Raw genomic sequence first — 11133 nt, forward strand, 5'->3', positions numbered from 1 at the left:
TCCGCTTATTATTCATGAATAGTCGGGAGGCTCGCGGCCGCCCTATTCGCGAATGAGGAGAAACTTTCGCGCTCCAGCGGAAAAAATCATGGCTATGATTGAACGATGAGCACATCCCCCGCCCTCACGGCGAACGCCGACGGACCCGAGAAGAAGCCTTCCCCGCGCGCACTTTTGCAGCTTGCGCCTTATCTTCTGCGCTATAAACCGCGCATTTTTGGTGCCCTTGCCGCCGTGACGGTGGCGGCGGCGGCAACCCTGGCGGTGCCGCTGGCGATCCGGCGGATGATCGATTTCGGCTTTACGGCGGAAAGCGCCAACTTGATCAATACCTATTTCCTCGGCCTGATCGCGGTCGCCGGAGTGCTCGCGCTCGCCTCGGGCGCGCGATATTATTTCGTAACCACTCTCGGCGAGCGAGTCGTCGCCGACCTCAGGGCAAATGTGTTCCGCCATCTTTGTTCGCTCGATGCCGAATTCTATGACACCGCGCGGACGGGAGAACTCCTGTCCAGGCTCACCGCCGATACGACGCAGATGAAGGCCGCTTTCGGCACGACATCGGCGGTCGCGTTGCGGAATTTCTTGCTGTTCATCGGCGCGATCGCCCTGATGGTCTATACGAGTCCAATCCTTTCCGCCGCCGTGCTGATTGCCATTCCGATTATCGTTTTGCCGCTCGTGGCCTCCGGCCGCCTAGTCCGCAAGCGCTCGCGCACCGCGCAGGATACGCTCGCCGAAGCCAGTGCCTATGCCGCGGAAAGCCTCGGCGCCGTGCGTGTCATGCAGGCATTTGGCGCCGAGCCGGCCACCGGCCGCCATTTTGGCGCCACCGTCGAGGAGGCTTATGCCGCCGCCCGCAACGCCGCGCTCTCGCGCGCAATCCTCACGATCACCGTCATATTCCTTGTTTTCGCGAGTATCGTGTGCGTGCTTTGGTTTGGCGCGCGGGACGTGCTCGCGGGGCGCATGACCGGCGGGCTTTTGTCGCAATTTTTGCTTTATGCCGTTTTGGCCGCGAGCTCCTTGAGCGAATTGAGCCAAGTCTGGGGCGAAATCGCCGCCGCCGCCGGTGCCGCTGGCCGGATCTCGGATATTCTTGCCGTGCAACCGAAGATCGTCGCGCCGCTCAATACCGCCGTGCTGCCCGTGCCAACGCGCGGCGAAATCGTCTTCGAGGATGTCACCTTCGCTTATCCGACACGGCCGCAAGAGTCCGCCTTGCACGGCCTGTCCTTCAAGATAGCGCCCGGAGAAATGGTCGCCGTCGTTGGGCCGTCCGGGGCTGGCAAGACGACGCTTTTTCAGCTGCTCTCGCGGTTCTACGATCCAGCGTCGGGCCGCGTCCTGCTCGACGGCATCGACATCAAGACCGTCGATCCCGCGGCGCTTCGCCGGCGGATCAAGAGCGTTCCACAAGACCCCGTAATCTTCGCCGCCTCGATCGCCGACAATATCCGCTACGGCTCCCCCGATGCGAGCGATGAAGCCGTGCGGCACGCGGCCAAGCGCGCCGCCGCCGACGCGTTCATCCAAGCCTTGCCGCATGGCTATGCGACTCTGGCGGGCGAGCGGGGCGTCACCTTGTCGGGCGGCCAGCGGCAGCGGATTGCCATCGCGCGGGCGATTTTGCAGGAAGCCCCGGTCCTGCTTCTCGATGAAGCAACGTCCGCCCTCGATTCCGAAAACGAAGCTACGGTGCAAGGGGCCCTTGAACAGGTGATGTCCGAACGCACGACACTCGTGATCGCGCATCGGCTGGCAACGGTCCTCGAAGCCGACCGGATTCTCGTTCTCGACAATGGCCGGTTGATCGAGGAAGGCACGCATAAGACACTCGTCGCCAAGGATGGCCTTTATGCCCGCCTCGCCAAGCTCCAATTCGAAACCGGCGCGGAGGCGCTCAACGCCACTACGACCGCCGCTGCGGAGTGAGCCGGGAGCCCCCCGACGTTCCCAGCGAATCCAACCCTCGCCCCCAGCGAATATCTAAACTAGGACTCGCATATGATCGATAGGTGGCTGTCCCTGCCGGTTCCCGCTTTGGTTTTCACCGTGGCGGCATTTTATGGCGGGTCCGCGCTGCTGTTGATCTATTTGTGCTTTGGGCGTCTGACCGGAGCCTGGGTCCAAAGCTTTAGAGGAGTCGTCGCGCCTTTTATCGGCGGGATCGTGGTCATTCTCGGTATCCTCATCGGATTTCTCGCCAATGATGTTTGGGACCGCAACCGGCGCGCCGCAAGCACAGTGCGAAGAGAAGCCGCGAGCCTGCTTTCCCTTCACGATCTTGTCGCCGCGTCCGGATTGCCGGATGCAACGATCAATTGTGCCATTCGAGACTATGTGACCGCTGTCACCGAAAAGGAATGGCCAAGCATGGCAGAGGGAGAGGCGTCCGTTCAGGCGGAAGCGGCGCAAGATCAGTTGCTGCGAATCGTCGCTCAGTCGGAGTCGGTGCCAAATGGTGGCGCGGCATTCAACCGTTTGCTCGTTGACACAGCCATGAATGTCCGCCAAGCGCGCGACGACCGGCTGGCGCTCAGCGCGGACTATTCGGAATCTGAAAAATGGGCCAGCGTCCTTTTGTTCGCCGTGATGGGGCAAATCAGCGTCGCCGTCGTGCATCTCGAACGGGCGCGTCCGCATATCGCGGCCATGGCCATTTTCACCATTGGGGTTATTATTGTGATCGGCTTGATCGCGGCTTATGAGCAGCCTTTCAATCCGCCCCTCTCCGTCTCGCCGGAACCGCTCCTCAACGTGCTGAAGCTTGTTTCAAACGGCTGAGTCCGAAAATATAGGCCGCCGACCGGCGATGCCACCCGTTGCGCGCCGCATTGCGTTCCTTTACAAAGGCGCCAAATCGAGGATGCCCGATGGCCGACGACGAGGCAGTACATTCCAAACCAGGCGCTGAGCCAGGTTTCCCGCCGGATTTGCCGCATCAAACAGCTGTGAGCGGCGCCGAAGATCAAGCCCGCGACGAGCAACCGGCACAGTTAGAAGATGAATCCGGGACCAGCCCTTCGTCCCATGTTCATTCTGGCGCCAAAGAACCCATCCCCGCTGACTCGCCGAGCCCAATGGATGTGGAAAAAAACTTGGAACCACCCTCGCCGGAGCCCTCAGACGCGCCTGAGCCAAAGACCCACGAGCCGGACGCGGCGTCACCCTATGCGTCTTGGCGGGTTGTCGAGCAAGCCCCGCCTCCCCGCCCCCGCTTTGCCGCGCTTGCGGCCACCGCCATCGCGGGTGGCATCCTGGGCTTTGGCGGGTCCCTGGCGCTCCGGCATTTTGAAGGAGCCCCGGTCCAAACGGCTCGATCCGAGGATCGCTTGGATGCCGTGAGCGCGCGCCTAGATGCCATCGAGGCGAAGGGCGAGGCGCCCTCCCCGGCCGATCTCCGCACCGCGCTCTCGGCGCTCGAATCCCGCGTGGCCGCCGCCGAAAGCACGGCCAACAAAGCCGCTGAGTCGGCGGCTTCGGCGCAGGCCGACCTGCAGAAGGACATCGCCGCGAGACCAGCGGCGCCAGAGGCTGCCCCCTCCGCAGTCAGCAATTCCGCCGAGGCTCCCGATCTCGAACCGCTCGCGGCGCGAATTGGCGCGATCGAGCAAAAGCTCACCTCGCTCGAAACAACGCTTGCCGCGCCCAAATCGGAGCTTCGCGCGCGGGCGCAAGACCGCGAGCCCGCCCCGTCATCCAAACAAGGTTCCCGCCCGCAAACGCTTGCCATCGTCGCGCAGAGCTTACTGCACAAACTGGAGAGCGGCAGTCCGTTTCCGGAGCAACTCGCGGCACTTGAGACTCTGGGGATTCCCGCAGATGCCTTGGCACCGTTGCAGGCGGCTGCCAGCGGTGCGGTTCCAAACGACAAGCAGCTGGCCGAGCAATTTTCGGCGCTCGCCCCCGAGATCATCGCCGCCGATCCCGTCAATCAGGCGGGCGCCGATGAAGGTTTCCTCGATCGCGTGACCCGCCATGCCAAGGGGCTCGTGCATATTCGCCGCACCGGCGAAGCCGAGGACATGGATGCCGAGGGAATTGCGACTCGTATCGAAACGGCGCTTGCGGACCACGATCTCGAAGCCGCATATAGGTTGTGGAAGCAATTGCCCAGCCCTTCGGCAGCAAAATCGGAGAGCTGGGGGGGAGCCGTGAAGGCGCGGCTCGACGCCATAAACGCCGCGAAATCGATCGAGGCCGACGCCGTGACGGCCCTGAGCAAGCCAAAATCATAATTTCCCCTTAACCGAGAGCCCAATCGCAGCCCTCGACGAGAAGCACATGTTACGGGTTCTCTTTTTTTTCCTCGTTCTCATAGTCCTTGCGTTTGGCGAGGCTTGGCTCGTCGATCAGCCCGGCAAGATCATGCTGACTTGGCAAGGCTACCGGATCGAAACTTCGATTTTGGTGGGACTTGGGGCTATCGCCGTCTCTATCGCCGCAGCCATGCTGATATGGAGCGGGATTCGTTTTGTCTTACGCCTGCCGCCCACTGTCTCCGGGGCTAATCGGGCGCGCCGCCGCGACAAGGGTTATGCCGCCCTTTCGCGGGGCATCATCGCGGTGGGCTCGGGCGACGCAAAGCTCGCCATCAAGGCCGCCGCCGAAGCGCAGCGGCATCTGCCGGGAGAACCTTTGGCCTTGCTGCTCAGGGCCGAGGCCGCCCAGCTCGCGGGCGACCACCATGTGGTGGAATCGGCATTTACGGAAATGACCCGGCGCAGCGAGACGCGGCTGCTCGGCTTCCGCGGTCTGCACGCGCATGCGCATCGGCGCGGGAATACCGATGCGGCACATGATTTTGCCAATCGGGCGCATGGAATCGCCGCGTTGCCTTGGAGCGCGGTGGCGATTCTTGAAAAGCATGTCGCGGCACAGGATTGGCAAGGCGCTTTGGCGGCGCTCGATAACAACCGGAATTTGATCGATAAGACGACAAGAGACCGGCAACGCGCCGTGCTGATGACCGCGATCGCTCTCGACAAGGAGCAGACCGAGCCGGACGAAGCCCTCCGACTTGCGCGTGCGGCGGTCAAAAGCGCGCCGGACCTTGTGCCCGCCACCGCGCTCGCCTCCCGGCTTTTGTCCCGCCAAGGCTACGCCCGGAAGGCGGCGAAAATCATCGAGGCGGCATGGCCGCTGTCTCCGCATCCGGACCTCGCGAAGGTTTACCTCGATCTACGTCCGGGCGAATCGCACGCCGAGCGTCTGGCAAGAGCGCGCACACTCGTCAAGCTGGCCCCGCAAGATCCTGAAAGCCGCATAGCGGTAGCCCGTGCCGCGATTGGCGCCGGCGACTACAAAGCCGCGCGGGACTCCATGCTTCCCCATATCCAGGGCAATGAGCGGCCAACCGCCAGGATGTGTCTGATCATGGCGGAACTCGAAGAGGCGGAACATGGCGATTCCGGTTTCACACGCGATTGGCTGGCGCGTGCGGTCAAAGCGCCGCGCGATGCGACCTGGATCGCTGGAGTCGTCATGTCGGATCGCTGGCTGCCCGCGTTGCCGGCTACCGGAAAACTCGATGTCTTCGTTTGGAAGCGGCCAGAGGAACGCCTGCACGCCGATGAGACAGAAGAAGCGATCTTCAGGCCCATTTCCGGTCCCGTGACGGAGCCGCCCGTTCTCATTGAGAAGCCGCGCGCCGCCATCGCGCCGCCGGAACCCGAGGTTGCGGCCGGGCTTACGCCCAGTGTCTCTTCGGACACGAAAGAGCCGGAGACCCAGGTGTCTCCCGGGTCAGAGAATACGTTTGGTGCCGCAGCTGTATCGCCGGACGCAAGGCCCTAGAATTCCCGCATATGTTGCAAGGTGCGAACACGATTGCGTGCGGTCACGATTGAACACCGGAACCTTATTTGCGGGCTTTCGTTCCTAGGCCGTCAATTGTGACATTCCTCCACTTAAGGAGATGCGTAATGGGTAGCACCATGGACAAGGTTTCCGGCGTTGCCAATCAAGCCGCGGGAAAAGTCAAGGAAACGACTGGCAAAGTCACAGGCTCCAAGGAGATGGAGGCCGAGGGCCTTGCTCAGCAAGCCAAGGGCAAGGCTGAAAAACTCGCCGGTGATGCCAAGCAGGCCGTGAAGGATGCAACGAACAAAGTTGCTGACGCCGTGAACAAAAAGCTCTGATCGACCTCTCTGGCAAAATTGATTTTGGCCGCTTTAACGTGTGGACGGACACCGTACCGCGTTAAGGCGGCCGCGAGACTTATGTTGGTATGACGCGCGGGCCTTGAGCCGGGAATGATGACGCTGCCTTGCGGATGACATCTGTCTGAAGCGCAAGAAAATTGAGATCCTTGGATACGGCTTCGCGAACCGCTTGAATGATCTCCAGCTGCTTTTCCGGGTTTCCTTTAAGGCGGTCCATTTTGGAATTGAGATCATCCGCGTTGCGGTACATGAATTCTTCCGCGAGGTCCCCTAAGGCTTGCCGCAAATCATCTTTCCAATCAACAAACATGAAACCGCCCGCCGCGAAACAGTTCAACACTTTCGCATTGCTGCTGTGAATGAAGGGCCTATGCGTGATATCTATCGAGAGTTCATAACGCGAATAAATTCCGCCGAGACTTTCAAAGGGAACGCTGCCCATTGGACGGAAAATGGCGGTCATGCGCGGATGGGTATTTATACTTTGTTCGACCATACCCAAAAGTACTTCACGATCATCCGGAACCTCATCGACAGTGTAATCTCCTCTTTTTACTTCATAAGAGACAAAACTTACGCGCCGCATTACGAGATTATCAAGGATATGACTCTCGAACAATATCTGGACAACCGCATTGGTTTGGACCCATTCGACCATCAGGTCCGCATGCTTAGCGGTTACGAAGAACGGGATGGTCCCGGGGCTTTTACGGGAAACCGGTTTCGTCGGCCCCTATCGAAAAGTGTCATCTGGAGATGGCCAAGCAAAACATCGAGAGATATTTTCTCACGGCGGCGCCACTTGAAGAATTTTTGGCCTTGTGGGTCTTCTCGACCGCCTTTACGGGTGGAGCGGGCCACGCGCCGGCGCATTGAAGGATACAATCGCTACGACATGGAGCTTTATAGATGGACCAAGGCACGGTTTGCCTATCAGGTTCGCGCGCTCGAACCGCAGATTTCGCGAGACTGGGCTCTGTTCAATTTTGTCATCAACAACTGCCCTCGGCTCAAACGCATGCGGCCAAAAAACATCCGCAAGGCGGTCTCCCATTTGTTGCAGTCTTCATTCGGTTTGGAAAAACTGCTATGCTTACTCACCGCCCGTCAAATCTCTGAACCATTTTCTGATATCTCCATATTCGGGGAATAGAGTGGGCGCCGTGCTAAGACGCGCCGCGAAGCTTTTTTTCCAGCCTCCATAACAATCCATCGTTTTCCTCTATTATGTCTTTGCAAAGCTGCCAATTCGGCAATTAGATTGACCACTGCGGAATACCATGAGTTCGCTGGAGCATGTCACAATGAAAAACCTCTTCATGGTCGCTGCCCTCGCAGTAGCCTTCACCATCGTGTGCTTGTGGTTTTTGCTGGGGGAGAATCATACCCCAGACTCCGAGATCGTCGGCGGTTCGATTCGCCGCGTGCACTGACGCCGAACACATCATCGCCAAGCGGAGAGCAAGGCATGGCCGGCTTGTGTCAATCCCCGTTGAAGTGAAGGAGGATACGCACCCTAGCGGCTACGATCACGCAAGGAAGCACCCAACATTCACATCCTGTATGCCGGAATAATGTTGGAGTGGATCAGCCGGTATTGAAATTGGCCAGTGATCGTCAGCCGCACGGAGAACGTCTCGACTGGATGGAAGACCCGGGCCATGGATGCGCTCTCTTAAGCAGCCACGTGGCGTGAAGTTTCCGCTTCTTCGAGATGCCAGCAAGCATTGGGTCTCGCACGAAGGAATGGGCGCTTGCGCAGCTCACTCGTATCTTCATCGCCACGGACGTGCCTCAGGCTTTTCGACCCCAGGAACCACTATATCATCACTGAGCTCATCCACCGACGAAGCAAATCTGCGTTTCGCGTCATCCGGCGCATCCTTGAGGCTGAATAGCAATTTGTCCCGTATGGCCCACCCAGGGCCCGCCAGGATTAGGGTGGCCGTGTCATCATATCCCGATACGACAAGATCTTTGAATTCTGTTAAAGCCGCTTCCCTCAAATCCTCCGGAAGATCGGCAAAATTTGCAAGGGCAATATAATTTCGTCTGCTTGCCACCCAGCCTTCATGAGGGCCGAGAAGATAAGACATCCTCAAATTGGCGAAATTGTCCGGGCTTTGATCGTCCTTCATTTTATTGGCCCAAAAAAGCACGAGCCAAAGGAGCGGATCGGCTGGAGTGACGGACAAGGACCGCCGAGCGGACGTTTGCAATTGCTCAAGGGCCGGGACCACCGGCTTTTCGTTTTTAGCAGTGTTAGGCTGTTCGGTAAGACTCAGCTGAAGAATTGTCGCGCTTCTAAGAGATTCGGGACGCGGCCAGGCATTTTCATTAGACGCGAAAGAGGCAAGCTCTGATTGCAAGTTCTCTTTTTTGAATTGCTCCCCATTAAGAATACTCTCCGCCATGTGATCCAGATGGGAATCCCGCCAGAAGACGGGAAAAGTAGTGATGCCCCACCAAATCGAAAATGTTCCGACGATCATCAGGACGCCTCGGCTGAGAGCCGCAAAGAGTCCTTGCCCGGACAAGCTTGTTGTTCCAGCCGCTATCATCGCCTGTCGCTCGTAGCTCTGGTGAAGAGCACTGTTGACTTTGTGCAACACGATGTAAAGGGCCGGTCACACACATCATGCACGGCGGGATACGTTCGACGAACCCACTCAATTACACAAGATATAGGAATAGACGAACTTCAGCTTCTGTCCAAACACAAGAATATGCACCCGCGCCGTCGCAAAAGCTGCATGGCTGACTGCCGTCATCTCACCCGGGACTTGCTGTCGCTGACCTTTTGGCCGATCTCTGGACTAAAATGCGCTAACGCCACAGTGGCCTAGCCTGCACTCTAATTTCGCAATCTGCCTTTCTTCGGAGGTAATCGCCCGCTTTAGGAAGCGCTCCAGAAACCGGGGTCCACCATTTTCTTCAATTAACGCAAGTCTCGTTTCCAAGCTAGAAAGGAGGTGCAGATCAAAAAGCAATCGGTTTTCCAAGCGGGCGGTTTTGTCGGCAAAACTACCGACTGAAGAAAAGACGACGATCGCCGTTCCTAAAGCGGACCCCAGCAATAAGCGTTTCAACATGGAAAGATCCTCCCAATGAGGGCATCCTAAGTGACAAATAAGACATGATCGCTAACGATAAACATATCAGAAAAGCGGGACAAATACAAGCTGTGTCTTAAGTATCTGCGGCAAATTTCTGCGTTATGCTATGCTCTACTTTATCCAAGCCGCTCGCACGATCGTGCCTGACCACGGCAAACGCAAATACGAACGCGAGCTGAGGTGTACAGATCCAATCAAAGTATCGCCGAAGCGTGAATGTCAAACGCCCTTATCTTTCGAAAATCCTCAAAAGTGCTGGCTGTGACCCTCACCGTAAATATTGATTTTATGCAATGACTTGGTCGTTTTTAGCCTCGGCTGGTGTCCCACCAATTTTGTCTTTGGAAGATCGAAAAGACTGTCCCAGCCCGACGCCGACGACCGCGAATGCGACAATCGCATAACCCGTTACTTGCAAGCTGAAGTCTAGCATTGAATGAACCAAACCAATGACCGCAACCGAAAGCGCTATCAAGGGTATGATGCGATCGCGGCGCCGGTGCCGCACAGCGCGGGCCAGCAATGTCAAAACTAGGATCCAAGCAAGCCCAATGATCACGGCCAATGGGATACCGAGTTCGGCAGTGAGTTCAAGCGGCGTGCTATGAGCGCGATTCCAGATCCCAAAGAGAGAAATCTCAGCACTTCGGTAACTGGGAAAGCTCCACGCAAAACTGCCGAGACCCGTGCCAAACCAGGGATGATCAGAAATCATGTGGAACGTGGAGCGATAGCCCTCCAACCGGCCTTCATCCGACAGGGATTGCGTATCGAACCTCTGATTGACGTGCCCACCTAAGACTTGCAGCAACAAAAGCGCCACTCCAGTGGCGCCGACGATCATCCACGCCAAACCGTTTCCTTTTGGCAAGTCGTTCTGAAAAAATAGGATGAAAGCTGCAACGAAGGTCACCATCGAGACAACAACTCCGGCACGGGACCCCGTCATCAAGAGAGCCATGAAGCAGCTGAGGAACGCCAAAAAGGCAAAGACCTCTTTTTTGTGCAGCTTGGTCATGAAGATATGTGAAAAATGTTTCCACTGCCGCGGGCCCCTGGGTAATCTCTCGCGGATACGTTCCGATAAGAGAAGCAGCCAAATCGCTGCACAGGATCCAAAGTAGGTTGCCGCCGTGTTCTTGTTGATGAACGTTCCCGTGACGTTGCCGATTCCAGCCCGCTTCTCCCGCCAGAGGATCATGGTCGGTTCGAGCAATGTGCTCAAAATTCCATAGACGGCATAAGCAACTCCAGACCATCCAACGATGAACAGCAATTGCCGGGCGCGGACGCGGTCGGAGCCGACCACGATACCGAGCGTCAAAGCGAGAGTCGCAGCCAGTGGCGGACCTAAACTGTAGAACGGTTCGAGTTTGGCGATTGAGACGGACGAAGCGAGATGGACACCAAGCAATTGTGAAGCCTCAGCCCAAAGCGAATGCGGGCTTGCAATCCATGGCTTGTCTGAAAGCTGCTCATGCAGGACCAAGCTGTAACAAGCAGCGATAAACCCAATTCCGACGAGCAGTGCTCGCTGCGGCTTGCCGAGAGTGCTCGTCGAGCTGAAAATGGCGGCACTCCCGAGTACGATGCACCAAAATGCGATGGTCGTTGCGTCTCGCGACCCAAACGGAAGGGGGGCGGTTGCCGCCGTCGCGAACAATATATAACTCGCGATACGGTTCGAACCGACTGCGGCGACCGGATTCACAGCCGCTGGGATTGGCGCCAACGGCGTCGCTGAACTGGAATCGAGAGTCTCAACCGGGATCAACCTGAACTCCTCATCGATAAAAAAGGGGTTGGAAACAGAGGCTCCCTTTGGTTTTTGATATCAGGTTCGAGAAGTC

At 57.9% G+C, this 11133-nt stretch carries 10 protein-coding genes; 6 read left to right on the forward strand and 4 right to left on the reverse strand.

Annotated features, from left to right (window positions below; genetic code table 11):
• The first annotated feature begins 105 nt into the window (after window positions 1-105).
• The 5 genes from QEV83_RS07990 (at window position 106) to QEV83_RS08010 (ending at window position 6143) form a co-directional block, all read left to right on the forward strand.
• The gene (locus QEV83_RS07990) at window positions 106-1935 is read left to right on the forward strand and encodes an ABC transporter transmembrane domain-containing protein (RefSeq protein ID WP_280130673.1); all 1830 of its coding nucleotides are present in this window, start codon (window positions 106-108) and stop codon (window positions 1933-1935) included.
• Window positions 1936-2007: 72 nt separating this feature from the next.
• A complete protein-coding gene (locus QEV83_RS07995; protein WP_280130674.1) occupies window positions 2008-2787 on the forward strand; it encodes a DUF4239 domain-containing protein in 780 nt (259 codons plus the stop codon).
• Window positions 2788-2876: 89 nt separating this feature from the next.
• On the forward strand, window positions 2877-4241 hold the full coding sequence (locus QEV83_RS08000) for a hypothetical protein (RefSeq protein WP_280130675.1): 1365 nt from the start codon (window positions 2877-2879) through the stop codon (window positions 4239-4241).
• Between the two features lie 46 nt (window positions 4242-4287).
• Window positions 4288-5799 (forward strand): heme biosynthesis HemY N-terminal domain-containing protein, encoded by a 1512-nt coding sequence (locus QEV83_RS08005; RefSeq protein ID WP_280130676.1) that lies wholly within the window; start codon window positions 4288-4290, stop codon window positions 5797-5799.
• A gap of 128 nt (window positions 5800-5927) precedes the next feature.
• Window positions 5928-6143 (forward strand): CsbD family protein, encoded by a 216-nt coding sequence (locus QEV83_RS08010; RefSeq protein WP_280130677.1) that lies wholly within the window; start codon window positions 5928-5930, stop codon window positions 6141-6143.
• A gap of 79 nt (window positions 6144-6222) precedes the next feature.
• Here QEV83_RS08010 and QEV83_RS08015 read toward each other — a convergent pair whose 3' ends face one another.
• The gene (locus tag QEV83_RS08015) at window positions 6223-6825 is read right to left on the reverse strand and encodes a glycosyltransferase (protein ID WP_280130678.1); all 603 of its coding nucleotides are present in this window, start codon (window positions 6823-6825) and stop codon (window positions 6223-6225) included.
• Window positions 6826-7471: 646 nt separating this feature from the next.
• Here QEV83_RS08015 and QEV83_RS08020 point away from each other — a divergent pair.
• Entirely contained in the window at window positions 7472-7600 is a 129-nt protein-coding gene (locus QEV83_RS08020; RefSeq protein WP_280130679.1) for a hypothetical protein, read from the forward strand.
• Window positions 7601-7942: 342 nt separating this feature from the next.
• Here QEV83_RS08020 and QEV83_RS08025 read toward each other — a convergent pair whose 3' ends face one another.
• The 3 genes from QEV83_RS08025 to QEV83_RS08035 form a co-directional block, all read right to left on the reverse strand.
• Window positions 7943-8659 (reverse strand): hypothetical protein, encoded by a 717-nt coding sequence (locus tag QEV83_RS08025; RefSeq protein ID WP_280130680.1) that lies wholly within the window; start codon window positions 8657-8659, stop codon window positions 7943-7945.
• Window positions 8660-8983: 324 nt separating this feature from the next.
• A complete protein-coding gene (locus QEV83_RS08030; protein WP_280130681.1) occupies window positions 8984-9259 on the reverse strand; it encodes a hypothetical protein in 276 nt (91 codons plus the stop codon).
• A 310-nt stretch (window positions 9260-9569) separates the two neighbouring features.
• On the reverse strand, window positions 9570-11057 hold the full coding sequence (locus QEV83_RS08035; protein ID WP_280130682.1) for an O-antigen ligase family protein: 1488 nt from the start codon (window positions 11055-11057) through the stop codon (window positions 9570-9572).
• Between the last annotated feature and the right edge of the window lie 76 nt (window positions 11058-11133).

Source organism: Methylocapsa sp. D3K7 (assembly GCF_029855125.1).
Classification (GTDB): domain Bacteria; phylum Pseudomonadota; class Alphaproteobacteria; order Rhizobiales; family Beijerinckiaceae; genus Methylocapsa.

Excerpts from the sequence above, each read along its gene's own strand:
- QEV83_RS07990 (WP_280130673.1), top strand. The coding sequence starts at position 106 with ATGAGCACATCCCCCGCCCTCACGGCGAACGCCGACGGACCCGAGAAG.
- QEV83_RS07995 (WP_280130674.1), top strand. The coding sequence starts at position 2,008 with ATGATCGATAGGTGGCTGTCCCTGCCGGTTCCCGCTTTGGTTTTCACC.
- QEV83_RS08000 (WP_280130675.1), top strand. The coding sequence starts at position 2,877 with ATGGCCGACGACGAGGCAGTACATTCCAAACCAGGCGCTGAGCCAGGT.
- QEV83_RS08005 (WP_280130676.1), top strand. The coding sequence starts at position 4,288 with ATGTTACGGGTTCTCTTTTTTTTCCTCGTTCTCATAGTCCTTGCGTTT.
- QEV83_RS08010 (WP_280130677.1), top strand. The coding sequence starts at position 5,928 with ATGGGTAGCACCATGGACAAGGTTTCCGGCGTTGCCAATCAAGCCGCG.
- QEV83_RS08015 (WP_280130678.1), bottom strand. The coding sequence starts at position 6,825 with ATGGTCGAATGGGTCCAAACCAATGCGGTTGTCCAGATATTGTTCGAG.
- QEV83_RS08020 (WP_280130679.1), top strand. The coding sequence starts at position 7,472 with ATGAAAAACCTCTTCATGGTCGCTGCCCTCGCAGTAGCCTTCACCATC.
- QEV83_RS08025 (WP_280130680.1), bottom strand. The coding sequence starts at position 8,659 with ATGATCGTCGGAACATTTTCGATTTGGTGGGGCATCACTACTTTTCCC.
- QEV83_RS08030 (WP_280130681.1), bottom strand. The coding sequence starts at position 9,259 with ATGTTGAAACGCTTATTGCTGGGGTCCGCTTTAGGAACGGCGATCGTC.